This window comes from Nocardioides iriomotensis (genome assembly GCF_004168035.1).
Lineage (GTDB): Bacteria > Actinomycetota > Actinomycetes > Propionibacteriales > Nocardioidaceae > Nocardioides_B > Nocardioides_B iriomotensis.
On record NZ_SDPU01000020.1, the window covers coordinates 402,088 to 417,738 of the forward strand.

12 protein-coding genes are annotated in these 15,651 nt (G+C 72.5%); 9 read left to right on the forward strand and 3 right to left on the reverse strand.

Translation table 11 applies throughout. From position 1 onward, the window contains the following. Positions 1–8 precede the first annotated feature (8 nt). Positions 9–701: a hypothetical protein gene (locus tag ETU37_RS08580; RefSeq protein WP_129986807.1), complete on the reverse strand. Its 693-nt coding sequence runs from the start codon at positions 699–701 to the stop codon at positions 9–11. A gap of 233 nt (positions 702–934) precedes the next feature. Here ETU37_RS08580 and ETU37_RS08585 point away from each other — a divergent pair, with 233 nt between their 5' ends. From ETU37_RS08585 to ETU37_RS08620, 8 genes are all read left to right on the forward strand, one after another. Then, positions 935–2,104 (forward strand): sensor histidine kinase, encoded by a 1,170-nt coding sequence (locus ETU37_RS08585; protein WP_129986808.1) that lies wholly within the window; start codon positions 935–937, stop codon positions 2,102–2,104. Next, a complete protein-coding gene (locus ETU37_RS08590) occupies positions 2,101–2,784 on the forward strand; it encodes a response regulator (protein WP_129986809.1) in 684 nt (227 codons plus the stop codon). Before ETU37_RS08585 ends, ETU37_RS08590 begins: the two co-directional genes overlap by 4 nt. Positions 2,785–3,007: 223 nt before the next feature. Beyond that, complete coding sequence (locus tag ETU37_RS08595) at positions 3,008–4,312, forward strand: winged helix-turn-helix domain-containing protein (RefSeq protein WP_129986810.1); 1,305 nt, start codon at positions 3,008–3,010, stop codon at positions 4,310–4,312. Between the two features lie 45 nt (positions 4,313–4,357). Further along, entirely contained in the window at positions 4,358–5,776 is a 1,419-nt protein-coding gene (locus tag ETU37_RS08600; protein ID WP_129986811.1) for a cytochrome ubiquinol oxidase subunit I, read from the forward strand. Beyond that, positions 5,773–6,840: a cytochrome d ubiquinol oxidase subunit II gene (locus ETU37_RS08605; RefSeq protein ID WP_129986812.1), complete on the forward strand. Its 1,068-nt coding sequence runs from the start codon at positions 5,773–5,775 to the stop codon at positions 6,838–6,840. Before ETU37_RS08600 ends, ETU37_RS08605 begins: the two co-directional genes overlap by 4 nt. Before the next feature lie 103 nt (positions 6,841–6,943). Further along, a complete protein-coding gene (locus tag ETU37_RS08610; protein ID WP_129986813.1) occupies positions 6,944–8,806 on the forward strand; it encodes a glycoside hydrolase family 15 protein in 1,863 nt (620 codons plus the stop codon). Further along, complete coding sequence (locus tag ETU37_RS08615) at positions 8,803–10,119, forward strand: NAD(P)/FAD-dependent oxidoreductase (protein WP_129986814.1); 1,317 nt, start codon at positions 8,803–8,805, stop codon at positions 10,117–10,119. Before ETU37_RS08610 ends, ETU37_RS08615 begins: the two co-directional genes overlap by 4 nt. A 48-nt stretch (positions 10,120–10,167) precedes the next feature. Continuing rightward, entirely contained in the window at positions 10,168–11,721 is a 1,554-nt protein-coding gene (locus ETU37_RS08620) for a GMC oxidoreductase (protein WP_129986815.1), read from the forward strand. Between the two features lie 11 nt (positions 11,722–11,732). Here ETU37_RS08620 and ETU37_RS08625 read toward each other — a convergent pair whose 3' ends face one another. Beyond that, positions 11,733–13,466, reverse strand: coding sequence for an MFS transporter (locus ETU37_RS08625; protein ID WP_206053803.1), 1,734 nt, complete (start codon positions 13,464–13,466; stop codon positions 11,733–11,735). Then, positions 13,451–14,863, reverse strand: a complete 1,413-nt coding sequence (gene zwf / locus ETU37_RS08630; protein WP_129986816.1) for a glucose-6-phosphate dehydrogenase — start codon at positions 14,861–14,863, stop codon at positions 13,451–13,453. Before zwf ends, ETU37_RS08625 begins: the two co-directional genes overlap by 16 nt. Positions 14,864–15,083: 220 nt before the next feature. On the opposite strand from zwf, the gene ETU37_RS08635 reads away from it, so the two are divergent. After that, positions 15,084–15,644, forward strand: coding sequence for a TM7S3/TM198-like domain-containing protein (locus ETU37_RS08635; RefSeq protein ID WP_129986817.1), 561 nt, complete (start codon positions 15,084–15,086; stop codon positions 15,642–15,644). Positions 15,645–15,651: the final 7 nt, after the last annotated feature.

The following is a 15,651-nucleotide window of genomic DNA, read 5'->3' on the forward strand; positions in this document are numbered from 1 at the left end:
TTCCAGGCTCAGCGGGCGAGCCGGGCGCGCTGCACCAGCCGGAGGCCGACGACGTACGACGGCGCGTAGAGCACCACCGCCAGCGCGATGCCGAGCGCGCCGCCGAGCACGCCGAACGCCACCATCGGCAGCAGCGACAGCGGCACCAGCCACCAGCTGATCACGCCGGCGCGGGCCAGGCCGGCGTAGAGCACCGGGAAGCCGAGCAGGCCGAACACCTTGGCGCTGAGCAGCCAGAACGCGATCGACGGCGCCGCGTTGACCGCCTCGAACACCGTCACGGCGTCGGCGAGGGCCAGGTTGTTGCCGGTGGCGACGTTGACCCAGTCGGAGTACAGCAGTCCGGTGAACTGGATCGAGCCGAACGCCGCCGCGAGCCCGCCGACCAGCGTCAGCGCCCGTCCGCGGCGACCGCGGACGAGCCCGGTCGCGGCCAGCGCCGCGAATGCGAACAGCACCCACGAGAAGTGGAAGAGGTTCGCCGAGATGCCCGACAGCGTCGGGTCGGCGGCGAGCGAGGCGATGTAGTCGCCCGCCGCAGGACTCTCCTGCGGTGGTGACGTCGCGGCGCCGGCCACGAACAGCAGCGGCGCGGCGATCGAGGAGAGCCCGCCGAGGACCCCGAGCACCTTCGCGGTGGTCGGGTCGGCGCCGGTGCTCGCAGCGGCGGTCGTGGTGGTGACGGAAGCGGTGGTCGACATGGCGGTGTTCCTTCGTCGTCGGGCCGGGTCGATGCCCCGGCCGGGGCGCCGACCCGGTCGGGCCGACGCCGAGAACGCTAGGAACGCCGACGGGGTCGCCGGATCGGTCGACGAGACCGTCCTCGGTGCGATCCCGGGCCGTCGTGACGGCCGCGGGGTCGTCCCGGGGGAGGACCCCGGGTCGTGTCCGGGAACGACGTACAGGACGTGCCGGTCCGCCTAGATTGAGCGCCATGCCACGCCGCGCCCGCCTCCGTCTGGGGACGCCCGCCTTCGTCGTCGCCGCCCTGGTGATGCTCGGCGCCGCCGTGCTGGAGGCCGGGATGGAGGAGGTCGCGCAGGTCGGTCTCGCCTGGTTCGGCGCGCTGACGTGCGGGCTCGCCATGCTGGCCGCGCGCTGGTCGCCGGTCGGCGGGCTCGGGCTGCTGCTCGCCTCGGTCGTGGCGATGATGCCGTTCTCGGAGCTGCCGCCGGTCGGCGGAACGCAGCTGATCGCGCTGATGCTGCTGGTGGGGCTCGTGGCCTATCGCTCGGGGCTGCGCACCGGTCTGGTCGCTTACCTCCTCGCCGCCGTCATCCCCGCCGCCTCGATCGTGGAGAGCGGGCAGTCGGCCTGGGAGTTCGCCTTCTTCGTGCTGATCCTCGGCCCCGCCTGGCTGGTCGGGCTGCTGCTGCGCCGCGAGCAGGAGCGCAGCGCGGAGCTCGAACGGCTCACCGAGGCGCTGCAGCACGAGCGCGAGAAGCAGGCCGAGGTCGCGGTCGCCGCCGAGCGCACCCGGATCTCCCGCGAGCTGCACGACGCGGTGGCGCACACCGTCAGCGTGATGACCCTCCAGGTCGGGGTGGTACGCCGCCGGCTCGGCGACGAGTCGGTCGAGGGCCAGACGCTGCGCGGCGCCGAGACGCTCGGCCGGCAGGCGGTCGACGAGCTGCGCCGGATCGTCGGGCTCGTCCGCGAGGGCGAGGCCGCCGCGCTCGCGCCGCTGCCGTCGCTCGCGCTGCTCGACGAGCTCGTCGAGCAGGTCCGAGGCACCGACGCCGACGTCACGGTGACCGTCGAGGGCGACCTCGCGACCGTGCCGCAGGCCGTCGACATGTCCGCCTACCGGATCGTGCAGGAGGCGCTCACCAACGTGCTGCGGCACGCCCCGGGGGCACCGGCCGAGGTGACCGTCACCGTCACCCGCGACGACCTGCGCCTCTCCGTCACGAACGCCCCCGCCACGCGGCCGCTCGCACGCCACGGCGAGCGAGGCGGGAACGGCCTCGTCGGCATGCGCGAGCGCGTCGCCGTCCTCGGCGGCACCCTCGACGCGGGCCCGTCCGACGGGGGCGGCTACGCCCTGCGGGCGGTGCTGCCGCTGGCCGTCACCGCGCCCTCCCCGAAGGTGGTGCCCGCATGAGCAGTCTCCGCGTCGTGCTCGCCGACGACGAGGCCATGGTCCGCGCCGGGCTGCGCCTGCTGGTCGACGGTGAGCCCGACCTCGAGGTCGTCGGCGAGGCCGTCGACGGCGAGGACGCCGTCCGGGTCGTCGCCGCCACCACGCCCGACGTGGTGCTGATCGACGTGCGGATGCCGCGGCTCAACGGTCTGGACGCCGCCCGCCAGATCCTCGACGCGTCCCCCGGCACCCGCGTCCTGGTCCTCACCACCTTCGACGAGGATGCCGTCGTCGACGAGGCGATGCGCCGCGGCGTCACGGGGTTCCTGCTCAAGAGCTCCCCGCCGGAGGACCTCGTCGAGGCCGTCCGCCGGGCCGCCCGAGGGCAAGGCGTCATCGACCCCTCCGTCGTGCCCGGCGTCATCTCCCGGTACGGCGCCGCGCCCGCCGCGCGCGAGCGCAGCGCGGCGCTCGACGTCCTCACCCCGCGCGAGACCGACGTGCTGCGCATGGTCGGTCGCGGCTACAGCAACGCCGAGATCGCCGCGGAGCTGTTCCTGGGGGAGACCACCGTCAAGACGCACCTCGGCCGGGTCCTCGACAAGCTCGACCTGCGCGACCGGCCGAGGGCCATCGCGTTCGCGTACGAGTCCGGGCTGATCGCCCCCGGGGACGCCGACGGCGCCCCCGGCACGCCCTGACCGTCGAGCTCGTCACGCCTCCCACCGCGCGGGGTCTTTCGGTTCCTACCGCCGCGAACGGGCCCGCGTCACGAATTTCCGACATGCCCCGCGACCTCCGGAGACCGCCCCATTCCACGCCCGGGAAGCACCGAGCTAACCAGCCTTTGCTCACCCGATATGGGTATGGACCCCCGCGCGTCGGCCCGGTGACGGTGGTGAGGATGCGACGAAGGGCAGGACGATGACGACTGACGCGGTCAGTCGCGCACGGAGGTCGAGCGCCGGGCCGTGGCCGGCGCCGTCCGCGGAGGAGTACCCGCTCCCGCAACAGCGGTCTCCCGGGTCCGCCGCGCCCCGGCTGCTGTTCCCGCTCCTCGTCCGGGAACGGCTGCTCGCCCGGCTCTCCCGGACCGTCTCCAGCACACCCCTGACTCTCGTGTGGGCTCCGGCCGGGGCAGGAAAGACCAGCCTGGCGCTGACCTGGGTGACCCGGCTGCCCGGGTCCGCTCGACTCACCTGGGTCGGTGTCGACCCCCACGCGACGGGGTCGGCGGCCGCCTGGTCCCAGGTCGGTCAGGCGCTGCACCGCAGCACGCGGCCACGTCTCGTCCCCGAGGGGGAGGCGCCGGCCCGCAGGGCAGCCGACCTGGACGTCGTCGTGATCGACAACGGCGAGGCCCTCACGGACGAGGTCGTGGCCGACCTGTGCGAGCACGTGCTGAGCGACCGCCACGTCGCGCCACGGGTGGTGCTGCTGACCAGGGCCGAGCCGCGCTTCCCCCTGCATCGCCACCGGGTCGACGGCTCCGTCGTCGAGCTGCGCAACGACGACCTGGCCTTCAGCGGCCGCGAGGTGCGCGACCTGCTCCGTCTGCACGACGTCCCTGCCTCCGACGCGACCGCACGGTTGCTCCTCCGGCGCACCGGGGGATGGGCGGCCGGGGTCCGGATGGCCGCGCTGGCGATGCAGGGGACGACGAAGCCGATGACCCCCGGCGAGATCGACGCCTGCCTGACGCCGAGCCACAACCTGATGGCCGACTACCTGGTCGCCGAGGTGCTGCAGCCGATGACGGAGCACGAGAAGGACGTCCTCGTCAGCACCTGCCTGTGCCCGGAGCTCGACCCCGCGCTCGTCCACGACGTGACCGGGGAGGACGACGCCGAGAGCCTGTTGCTGGAGCTGTCCCGACGGCACGCGTTCGTGCAGCGGATCGGCGGCACGCCACCCACCTTCCGCGTGCACCCGCTGCTCCGCCAGGCGCTGTACGCCGAGGCGACGCACGGCGCGCCGGCCGTGGCCGCCCCGCCTGCCCGGCCCGACGGCGTGCCGGCGGGCGGGTCCCAGCTCGGGCAGAGCCTCTCCGTCAAGGAGCTCGAGGTGCTGGAGCACCTCGCCGCGCTGCTCACGACGGAGGAGATCGCCTCGGCGATGTTCATCTCCGTCAACACCGTCAAGACCCACGTCCGGAGCATTCTCCGCAAGCTCGCAGTCTCCCGGCGCAACCAGGCGGTGCGTCGGGCCCGGCAGCTCGGGCTCGTCTGACGCGAGCCCTGCGCTCAACCGTCGACCAGGTCGAGGAGGCCTGACATGGAAGTCCTGGTGACGCTCGCCCAGGTGGACCCCGTTCCGTGGGCCCGGGCCCAGATGGCGTTCACGCTGGCCTGTCACATCATCCTGGTCCCCCTCGGCGTCTCGTGGGCGTTCATGACGCTGGTCGCCAACTACCGCGCGCTGCGGCACGACGACGCCGACGCGCTGATGCTCGCGCAGCGCTGGTCGAAGTACATGGCCGTCACGTTCGCGGTCGGTGCGGTGACCGGCACCGTGCTGAGCTTCGAGTTCGGCCTGCTGTGGCCGCGGTTCATGGGGCAGTGGGGTGAGGTGTTCGGCGTGCCGTTCGCCTTCGAGGGGATCTTCTTCTTCACCGAGGCGATCTTCGTCTCGATCTACATCTTCGGCTGGCGGCGCCTCAAGCCGTGGGCGCACTTCTGGACCGGCGTCCCCATCGTGGTGGCCGGCCTGTTCGGCGCCGCCTCGGTGGTCGCCGCCAACGCGTGGATGAACACGCCCTCGGGCTTCACGCTGAACGCCGCCGGCGACGTCGTCTCGGTCGACCCGCTCGCGGTGATCTTCAACGACGCCATGCCCCTGCAGGCCGCCCACATGCTCGTGGCCGCGTACATGGTCGGCGGGTTCATGGTCGCCTCGGTGTACGCCGCGGCCATGCTCCGCGGCCGCCGCGACCGGTACCACTACCTCGGCTTCGTCATCCCGTTCACCCTGGCCGCGATCGTCACGCCGGTGCAGATGGGCGTCGGTGACTCCTTGGCGCGGTGGGTCTACAGCGAGCAGCCCACCAAGTTCGCCGCCATCGAGCTGGTGCCGAAGACCAGCTCGGACGTACCGGAGACGTTGCTCGGCAAGCTGAACGACTCCGGCACGGTGTCGGGCGGCATCCCCATCCCGGGGCTCGCGTCCTGGCTGTCGGACCCGAGCACGGGCCGGTCGACCGTCGTGCAGGGCCTGGACGCCGTGCCGGCGAACCAACGTCCGACCACCCGGCAGGTCAACATCGTCCACCTGGCGTGGGACGTGATGGTCGGGCTCGGGACGCTGCTGTTCCTGCTGTCGGCCTGGTACGCCGCCTCGTGGCTGTTCCGTCGCCGGATGCCGCAGAGCAAGCCGTTCCTGCTGGTGGCCGCCGCCTCGGGCGTGCTCGCCGTGGTCGCGATGGAGGCGGGATGGGTGGTCGCCGAGGTCGGCCGGCAGCCGTGGATCGTCTACGGACGGATGCGGGTCGAGGACGCGGCGACCGCGAACCAGGGCGTCTGGGCCACCTTCATCGTCGTGTGCCTGCTCTACCTGACCGGCGCCGTCACGCTCGTGCGGGTGCTGCGTGGCATGAGCCGGCGCTTCCGCCGCGCCGGCGGATTCGTCGAGCACGACGCGCCGTACGGGCCGAGCAGTCCGCTCGACCGGACCGAGGAGAAGGAGCCGGTGCCGTGACCACCGCCGTCGTCCTCGTGCTGCTGCTCGCGATCACCGCCTACGCGGTGTTCGGTGGTGCCGACTTCGGGGCCGGGCTGTGGGACCTGGCGGCCGGCGGCGCCGACCGTGGCTCGCGTCCGCGGGCCGTCATCGAGCACGGCATCGGTCCCGTCTGGGAGGCGAACCACGTCTGGCTGATCTTCGTGCTCGTGATCACCTGGACGGCCTTCCCCGAGGCGTTCGCCTCGATCACGTTGACGATGTTCGTCCCGCTCACGCTGGCGGCGCTCGGGATCGTGCTCCGTGGAGCCGGGTTCGCGTTCCGGAAAGCCGTCGTCACGACGAGGTACCGGCGCATCTTCGGGGGCGCGTTCGCCATCTCGTCGGTGCTCGTTCCCTACTGCCTGGGCGCCGTGGGAGGCGGGATCCTCTCCGGGCGGGTGCCCGCCGGCGGTCGCGCCGGCGACCCGGTGGACAGCTGGGTGAACCCCTCGTCGATCGCCGTGGGCCTGCTGGGCGTGGCACTCGTCGCCTACCTCGCGGCCGCCTACCTGGTCCGGGTGGCCGGCGCCGCGAGCGAGGCGGGGATGGTGCGGTACTTCCGGGTGCGCGCCCTCGCGGCCGGAGCCGTCGGTGTCGCCCTGGCCGTGGTGGCCCTCGTCGTGCTGAGCTCGGACGCGCCGTACGTGTTCGGCGAGCTCACCTCACGGGCCCTGCCCGTGGTGGTCGTCGCCGCGCTGGCCGCCGGCGCGAGCCTCACCCTCCTGGCCAGGGACGTGCTGCACGGGGTCCGGGTGCTGGCCGCGCTCACCGTCGCCGCGACCGTCGTCGCCTGGGGTGTCGCCCAGTGGCCCTACCTGCTGCCCACCTCGCTGACGTTCTCCGCCGCCGCCGCGCCCAGCGGGACGCTGGCGGCGCTCCTGCTCGCCACTGTCCTCGCCGCGGTCCTCGTGGTCCCGGGCTTCGCGCTGCTCTACGTCCTGGACCAGCGCGGCGACCTCGAGGAGGAGGGAGTGCCGGACATCGCCGACACGATCGAGCCGGTGACGCCTCCGCCGGCGCGGGCCCGGCCCGCGGACTGAGGCGGCGAACGGATTCATCACTACGGGGTGATGCCAGGGGTCCCTCGCGTCGAGCAACGTGGACAGGTCCGTGCGACCACCCCACCCGAAGGAGGCAGGGACCATGGGCCTCACCGGTTCGCCCTTCCCGCCGATCGCCGACTACGCGTTCCTCTCCAACTGCCACACCGGCGCGCTGGTCGCGCCCGACGGATCCGTCGACTGGCTCTGCACGCCGGCCTTCGACTCCCCGAGTGCCTTCGGCAACCTGCTCGACCGCGGGGCGGGGTCGTTCCGGTTCGGGCCGTACGGCATCACCCAGCCGACCGCGCGGACCTACGTCCCCGGCACGAACGTCCTCACCACCACCTGGCACACCCCGGCGGGTTGGCTGCTGGTCCACGACGCGCTGACCATGGGCCCACGCCGGGGCAACGACACGGTGACCCCGCACACCAGGCCGCCGGCGGACGACGACGCCGAGCACCTGCTGGTCCGCACCATCGAGTGCCTCGACGGGGCGGTGGAGGTGGAGCTCGTCTGCGAGCCGGCGTTCGACTACGGCCGCGAGCCCGCGACGTGGGTCGTGCAGGACGAGGACGGGCACGTCGCCGACGCCTCGGGCGGCGGGCAGACCCTCCGTCTGGGCACCGGGCTCGCGCTCGGCGTCGAGGGCAGCGCGACGCGGGCCCGGCACGTGCTCAACAAGGGGGAGCGGGCGTGGTGCGCGCTGTCGTGGGCGGAGGGGCTCGCGCTGCCGGCCGACCTCGACGACGCCGTGCAGCGGGTCAAGACGACCATCGCGTTCTGGCGCCGCTGGCTGGCACGCGCCCGGATCCCGGACCACGCGCTGCGGCACCCGTTGGAGCGGTCGGCCCTGGCCATCAAGGGCCTGACCTACATGCCCACGGGCGCGACCGTGGCGGCCCTCACCACGTCGCTGCCCGAGACCCCGGGCGGGGAGCGCAACTGGGACTACCGCTACACGTGGATGCGCGACACCACGTTCACCCTGCAGGCGCTGCACTACCTGAACCTGGACTGGGAGGCGGACGAGTTCATCCAGTTCGTCGCCGACGTCGAGCCGGTCGAGGACGGCAGCCTCCAGATCATGTACGGCATCGACGGGCGACGTGACCTCACCGAGACCACCCGCGACGAGCTGTCCGGCTACGAGGGCGCCCGACCCGTGCGGATCGGCAACGGCGCCTTCGACCAGCGGCAGAACGACGTGTACGGCGCCGTGCTGGACTCGATCCTCCTGCACACCGCCCGGAGCAAGCGGCTGCCCCGACGGCTCTGGCCGCTCGTGCAGTCGCAGGCCGAGCGCGCGCTGGCCGTCTGGCACGAGCCGGACCAGGGCATCTGGGAGGCGCGAGGCGCGCCCCAGCACTACGTCTCCTCGAAGCTCATGTGCTGGGTGGCGCTGGACCGCGCCTCCCGCCTGGCGGGCATCCGCGACGACGAGGCGCTCAGGGCACAGTGGGCCGAGGCGGCCGACGACATCAAGTCCGACATCCTCGCCAAGGGCGTCAGCGACCTCGGCGTGCTGCGCCAGCACTACGAGACCGACGCACTGGACGCCTCGACCCTGCTCGCCGGCATGTTCGGGTTCCTGCCCGGCACCGACGAGCGGTTGCGCAACACGGTCGCGGCGATCGACCGGGACCTGACCGAGCACGGCTTCGTGCTCAGGTACCGCACCGATGAGACGGACGACGGGATGTCCGGCAAGGAGGGCACGTTCCTGATCTGCTCGTTCTGGCTGGTCTCCGCGCTGGCCATCGTCGGTGAGATGGAGAAGGCCACCGGGCTGATGGAGCGCCTGCTGCGGGTCGCCTCGCCGCTGGGCCTGTACGCCGAGGAGTTCGAGGTGGAGCGGTCCCGGCACCTCGGCAACTTCCCGCAGGCGTTCTCCCACCTCGCGCTGATCGAGGCGGCCGGGCGGATCATCCTGGCCGACTACCGGGCAGAGCTGTCGCTGTGAACGACAACGACCCTGTGCTCGTGGTCGGCGGCGGCCTCGCCGGCGTGGGCTGCGCCCACCGGCTCGGGGACGAGGGGCACGAGGTGGTGCTGCTGGACCAGAACGACTACCACCAGTTCCAGCCGCTGCTGTACCAGGTCGCCACGGCCCAGCTGCCGGCGGAGGACATCGCGCGCCCGCACCGCAGGATCTTCCGCGAGTACCCGGCCGTGGAGACGGTGAACTCGCGGGTGACCAAGGTGAGCCTCATCGACCGGATCGTGCAGCTCGAGGACGGCCGCTCCCTGGCCGGGTCCCACATCGTCATGGCCGTCGGTGCGCGCCCGAACTTCTTCGGCACACCCGGGGCGGCCGAGCACGCCTTCCCGCTGTACTCCGTGCCGGACGCCGAACGGCTCCGGCTGCACCTGCGCGACCTGCTGGCGCAGGTGGCGGCCGGCGCGAGTCCCGAGGAGGCGCCCCTGGACGTGGTGGTGGTGGGCGGCGGCCCCACCGGCGTGGAGATCGCCGGCGCGGTGACGGAGCTGATGGCGGCACTGCACAAGCACGGTCAGCTCGCCGCACCGGGACGGGTCGTCCTCGTCGACCGGGCCGACACGGTCCTCGGGGCGTTCTCGGAGAAGTCGCGCCGCTACGCCACGAAGAAGCTGAAGCGCGCCGGCGTGGAGCTCCGGCTGGGGGTCGGCGTCAGCGCCGTGCACCCCGACCGGGTCGAGCTCACCGACGGGAGCGAGATCCGCACGAGGACCGTGGTGTGGGGCGGTGGCGAGTCCGCCGCCGAGCTGGCCGCCGACTGCGGGCCGGAGCCCGGGCGGGGCGGCCGGCTCGACGTCCTGCCCGACCTCAGCGTGCCGGGGTTCCCCGGGGCGTACGCCGTGGGCGACGTCGCCAACATCCCGGACGCGAAAGGCGTACCGCTGCCGCAGCTGGGATCCGTCGCGCAGCAGTCGGGCTTCTGGGTGGCGGACAACATCGTGCGGGAGAAGGCCGGCCGGCCGACGGAGCCGTTCCACTACAAGGACAAGGGCATCATGGCGATGATCGGTCGCAACGCCGCCGTGGCCGAGGTCGGCAAGCGCCGGCACCAGGTGGACGGACCGGTCGCCTTCGCCGCCTGGCTGGGCGTGCACGCCACGCTGCTCAGCGGCGCGCACAGCAAGACCGACGCCTTCCTCAGCTGGGCCTGGGACTACTTCGACCGCGACCACGCCGCGATCGTCGAGGCCTCGGCCGACCCCGCGCGGATCGCCTGGGACGACGAGGAGGCCGACCGGCCGCACCTGGACCTCGGCCGACCCGGCGTGCCGTCCTGATTGCGCCCTGCCGTCCATCCATCGTCCGTGGCGTCCGAGGAGCAAGCCATGACCGACCAGTACGACGTGATCATCATCGGGTCCGGGGCCGGCGGAGGCACGCTGGCGCACCGCCTGGCTCCCTCCGGCAAGAAGATCCTGATCCTCGAGAGGGGTGACTTCCTGCCGCGCGAGCCGCAGAACTGGGACGCGCAGGCGGTGTTCGTCGACAACCGCTACGTGTCACAGGACACCTGGTACGACAAGGACGGTCGGCCCTTCCAGCCTCAGGTCCACTACTTCGTGGGTGGCGCGACGAAGTTCTACGGGGCCGCCCTGTACCGGCTCCGCGAACGGGACTTCGGGGACCTCAAGCACTACGACGGGCTCTCTCCGGCCTGGCCGATCAGCTACGACGAGCTGGAGCCGTACTACAGCGAGGCCGAGTCGCTGTACCAGGTCCACGGCGCGCGCGGCGAGGACCCGACCGAGCCTCCGGCCTCGCGCGAGTACCCGTTCCCACCGGTGTCGCACGAGCCGCGCATCCAGCGGCTCTTCGACGACCTGCGCGCCGTCGGCCTGCACCCGTTCCACGCGCCCTCGGGGATCATGCTCGACGAGGCGCACCCCGAGCGCAGCGCGTGCATCCGCTGCGCGACCTGCGACGGCTTCGCCTGCCTGGTGAACGCCAAGTCCGACGCCGACGTCATCGCCGTCCGGCCCTCGCTCCTGCACGAGAACGTCACGCTGGTCCGGGGCGCCACGGTGCGCCGACTGCTGACCGACGCGTCCGGGTCGGCGGTCGAGACGGTCGTGGCCGACGTCAACGGGAGCACGGAGCACTTCCGTGGAACGCTGGTGGTCCTGTCGGCCGGCGCGGTCAACTCCGCCAAGGTCCTGCTGGCGAGTGCCGACGAGCGCCACCCCCGGGGGCTGGCCAACGGCTCGGACCAGGTGGGTCGCAACTACATGTTCCACAACTCCCGCGCGTTCCTCGCCGTCTCCGAGGAGAGGAACGACACCCGCTTCCAGAAGACGCTGGGGCTGAACGACTTCTACTTCGGCGACGAGGACTTCGACTTCCCGATGGGCAACCTGCAGATGGTCGGCAAGTCGTCGGCACCGATGTACCGCGGCGAGAAGCCGCTGGAGTCGAAGCTGGCACCGACGTTCGCGCTGAAGGGGGTCGCCGAGCACGCCGTCGACTTCTGGCTGTCGGTGGAGGACCTGCCCACCCCGGACAACCGGGTCACCCTGAACGCCGACGGGGACGTGGTGCTCAGCTACGTCCCCAACAACCAGGAGCCGATGGAGCAGCTCTACCGCCGGGTGAAGCGGCACCTCAGCCACCTCGGCATGAACCCGCACCACCTCATCCCGCGTGACGTCTACATGAAGAACGACATCCCGCTCGCCGGCTGCGCGCACCAGGCGGGCACGGTCCGCTTCGGCACCGACCCGGCGACGTCGGTGCTGGACGCGAGCTGCAAGGCCCACGAGCTGGACAACCTGTACGTCGTGGACACGAGCTTCTTCCCGAGCATCGGTGCCGTGAACCCGGCCCTGACCGCGATGGCCAATGCCCTGCGCGTGGGTGACCGGCTGCTGGAGCGGCTGTCCTGACCCGGCGCTCCCTAGACGGACTCGGGCTTCGTCGCCTCGCCCTCCGGCGCCGCCCTCTGGGGCGGTACCGGTGCGTCCGACGGCACCGGTGCGTCCGGCGAGACAGGCTTGTCCGCCGATGACGGAGAGGCGGTCGGCGTGGCAGCGGTGTCCCGGGCGTGGTACTCCCCGAGGAGACGCCGCTCCTCGGCCCGGCCGGGGAAGCGCAGCAGCACGATGGCCGCGCCGAGGAGGATGGCGACGATCCCCGCCAGGTAGGCCCAGTCGGCGCCGTCGAGGAAGGACTGCTTGGCTCCCGCGGTGATGGCGTCGGCGTACTGCGGGTAGCGCTGCCCGATCGCCTCGGCGGAGGCGAAGGACTTGGTCAGCTGGGCCTGGACCTGGGCGGTGAGCTCGGGGCTGGGTTTGGCCCCGGAGATGTCCGCCGTGGCGGCAGTGACGTATCCCGCGGTCAGCAGGGCACCGAGGATCGACTGCATGATCGCCCCGCCCAGGTCGCGCTGGAGGTCCGCCGTCCCCGAGGCCATCCCGGCCCGGTTCACCGGCACGGAGCCGGTCAGCGAGTGGGAGGCGGGCGTGCCGGCGAAGCCGACGCCGGCGCCGATCAGCGCGTAGCCGAGGCCGATCGCCCAGTACGCCGTTCCCTCGTCCCACAGCAGCAGCATCGTCACGAACCCCAGCAGGCAGCTGGCGTAGCCGACGAGCAGCGTCACCCTGGAGCCCACGCTCTCGACGAGCTTCGCCGACCGTGGGGCGACGAGGACCATCAGCGCGGCGGCCGGGAGGATCGCCAGTCCGGCGTCGAACGTCGAGTACCCGAGGACGTTCTGGAGGTACTGCTGCCCGATGAACATCGCCCCCATCAGCGTCCCGAACACGATGATCCCCGCGACGGCCGCCACCCAGAAGATCCGGCGTCCGGCGATGGCGAGGTCGTAGAGCGGGTGGGCCGTGCGGCGTTCCCGCAGGATGAACGCGGCCGCCGTCACGAGCGCCAGGGCCGCGAGGCCGATGCTCAGCCGGCCCCGGTCCGGCACGGGAGCGAAGTTGATGGCCAGCACCAGGGCCGCCACCACCACGATCGACAGCACGCCGCCCGGGTGGTCCACCGGGTCGGTGGTCTCGTTCACGTGGCTGGGCACGAACAGGACCGCGAGCGCCAGTGCGACGACCGCGAGCGGCAGGGTCACGAGGAAGACCGAGCCCCACCAGAAGCTCTCCAGCAGCCACCCCGAGAGCAGCGGTCCCAGCGCGGCGATGGCGCCGCCGATGCCGGACCACAGCGCGATGGACCGGGTCCGGCCCGCCCCCGACCAGAGGGCGGTGATCAGCGCCAGCGTGGTCGGGTACGCCATGCCGGCGGTCAGGCCTCCGAGCACCCGGGCGGCAGTCAGCACCGTGTCGTTCGGTGCGTAGGCGGCCAGCACGCTCACCGGGATCGCGAGCGAGACGCCGAGGACGAGCATCAGCTTGCGCCCGTAGCGGTCACCGAGCCCACCAAGGTAGATCACCGACGCCGCGAGACCGAGGGAGTACCCGACGGCGATCAGGTCCAGCGTGGTCTGCGAGGAGTCGAACGCCGCCCCGATCGAGGGCAGCGCGACGTTCGCCACCGCCAGGTTCAGGTTGGCGACGGCCGCGACCAGGATCAGGGCGCCGAGGACCAGGCCCTGACGCGCCGGCGCCTGGCCGTCGCGCTCCGGCGCGGCAGCCTCCGGCGGCCCCGGGCTCACGGAGTCAGCCACGGCGTCTGCCAGCCGCCGAACCCCGCCGCCACGGCGTCGGCCTGGGCCGGACCCCACGAGCCCGGCGCGTAGGGGTGGACGGGCGGTGCGCCGTCGAGCAGCGGCTGCATCACCCGCCAGGTCTCCTCGACGGCGTCCTGCCGGGAGAAGCGGAGGCTCTGACCGCGCAGCCCGGCGTCCAGGAGGACCTCGTACGGCGTCGGGCCCTCGCCGCCCTCGGCGGCGAACTCCATGTCGAGCTCGATGGCCCCCGCGCCGCGGGGGACGTCCGCGCGACGGGCGTCGACGACGAGACGGACCCCCGTCGCGGGGTCGAGCCTGACCACCAGCTGGTTGCGCTCGAGCCGACGCTCCCGTGGGAGGAACCCCAGGTGGGGCGGCCGCTTGAACACCACGCGCAGCTCGGTCTGGGTGGCCGGGAGCCGCTTGCCGGTCCGGATCAGGAACGGCACGCCGGCCCAGCGCCAGTTCTGGATGTCGAGCCGCAGGGCGGCGTACGTCTCGGTCGGCGAGTCCGGCCGCACACCGTCGATCGAGGTGTAGCCGTCGTATTGCCCGCGGACGTAGTGGGCAGGGTCGGCCTCGACCACCGCGCGGAACAGCGCCACCTGCGCCTCCTTCAGCGTGACCGGGTCCCCGCGGGCGGGAGGCTCCATCGCCGCGGCGGCGACCACCTGCATGAGGTGGTTGACCACGACGTCGCGCAGGGCCCCCACCGGGTCGTAGAAGTGGCCCCGGTCCTCGACCCCGAAGTCCTCCGCCATGGTGATCTGCACACAGCTGATGTGGTCGCGGTTCCAGACCGGCTCGAGCACCTCGTTGGCGAAGCGCAGGTGCAGGATCTCGTCGAGGCCCATCTTCCCGAGGTAGTGGTCGATCCGGTACAGCTGGGACTCGTCGATGTACTGGTGCAGCTCGTCCGCGAGGGCCCGGGCGGAGGCCTGGTCGTGGCCGAAGGGCTTCTCGACGATGACCCGTGCGGACGCGGTCAGGCCGGCCTCCGCCAGGCGACCGATGACCGTGCCGAACAGGAACGGTGGGATCTCGAGGTAGAAGACGGGCCGCGCGGCCCCCTCCATCATCTTGGCGACGTGGTCGTACGTCGTGGGATCGGTGAAGTCGCCGTTGACGTACGACAGGCGTCTCGCGAACCGGGCGAAGACCGTCTCGTCGAGGTCCTCGCCGGTGCCCACGATCGACTCGCGCGCCCGCTGGACGAGCTGGTCGACGGTCCAGTCGTCGGCGGCGACCCCGAGGATCGGGCAGTCGAGCAGCCCGCGCCGTTCGAGCCGGTAGAGGGACCGGAACGTCATCACCTTCGCCAGGTCTCCGGTGATCCCGAACACCACGAGGATGTCCGCCTTGGTGTCTTTCCCGGACACGCGGGCATCGGGCATGGCTGCCTCCGTTTCGCAGGTGTGCACTGCTGCCCACGATGGCCCTTCGGCCCGGCCGGCGACTCGTCCGCAGGGGGTGATTCTGGGGTGACGGCGCCGCGCCGGACCACCGGTCGACCGGGCCGCTCACCCGAGCCGGGCGAGGCCGCCGGGCCGACCAGGCAGCACCGTGTCGGGTCCACCCGGACCGTGCGGTCCGGCCGGTCCTGGGAGGGACGTGATGTCACCAGCCGTCGTGATCGCCGTCGGTGCCGTCCTCTGCTTCGCCGGCGCGTTGTCGGTCCGGCTCGCCGTCGTCACGGCCGGGTTCGGCTTGTCCTGGCTGCTGGCGGACGTCTTCGGAGCCGCGTTCGCGACCGGTCTCCTCATCGGCCTCGCCGGCGCGGTCGTGGCTCTGGTGCTGACACTCGTGCTGGCCCACGTGGTGATGTTCTTCACCGGCGCGGTCGTGGGCGCGGTGCTGGGCGCGAAGCTCTTCGTCGTCCTCGGCGGCTCCGACCCGAGCTGGCTGCTCGCCGTCGTGTTCGTGCTGGCGGTCGGGTTCGTCTGCGGGTTCCTCGCCAGCCGCTACCAGCGCGCCTTCCTCCGTTGGGCCACGGCGTTCGCGGGCGCGGCCCTGGTGCTGTCCGGCCTGGGCCGGCTGGCGGAGGACGACGCCGGCCTGCTGTACCGGCCGTCGGGCACGACCGAGACGGTGCTGCTGACCCTCGGGTGGCTGGTCCTCGGCGTCGCCGGCGCCCTCGTCCAGGGCGTCCTGACGCGTCGCCGCTCCGGGGACTGAGGAGCGA

What these genes read in the sequence shown, in the direction of transcription:
- ETU37_RS08635 (WP_129986817.1), top strand. Translation starts at nt 15,084, where the DNA reads ATGTCACCAGCCGTCGTGATCGCCGTCGGTGCCGTCCTCTGCTTCGCC.
- ETU37_RS08595 (WP_129986810.1), top strand. Translation starts at nt 3,008, where the DNA reads ATGACGACTGACGCGGTCAGTCGCGCACGGAGGTCGAGCGCCGGGCCG.
- ETU37_RS08600 (WP_129986811.1), top strand. Translation starts at nt 4,358, where the DNA reads ATGGAAGTCCTGGTGACGCTCGCCCAGGTGGACCCCGTTCCGTGGGCC.
- ETU37_RS08610 (WP_129986813.1), top strand. Translation starts at nt 6,944, where the DNA reads ATGGGCCTCACCGGTTCGCCCTTCCCGCCGATCGCCGACTACGCGTTC.
- zwf (WP_129986816.1), bottom strand. Translation starts at nt 14,863, where the DNA reads ATGCCCGATGCCCGCGTGTCCGGGAAAGACACCAAGGCGGACATCCTC.
- ETU37_RS08585 (WP_129986808.1), top strand. Translation starts at nt 935, where the DNA reads ATGCCACGCCGCGCCCGCCTCCGTCTGGGGACGCCCGCCTTCGTCGTC.
- ETU37_RS08590 (WP_129986809.1), top strand. Translation starts at nt 2,101, where the DNA reads ATGAGCAGTCTCCGCGTCGTGCTCGCCGACGACGAGGCCATGGTCCGC.
- ETU37_RS08620 (WP_129986815.1), top strand. Translation starts at nt 10,168, where the DNA reads ATGACCGACCAGTACGACGTGATCATCATCGGGTCCGGGGCCGGCGGA.
- ETU37_RS08580 (WP_129986807.1), bottom strand. Translation starts at nt 701, where the DNA reads ATGTCGACCACCGCTTCCGTCACCACCACGACCGCCGCTGCGAGCACC.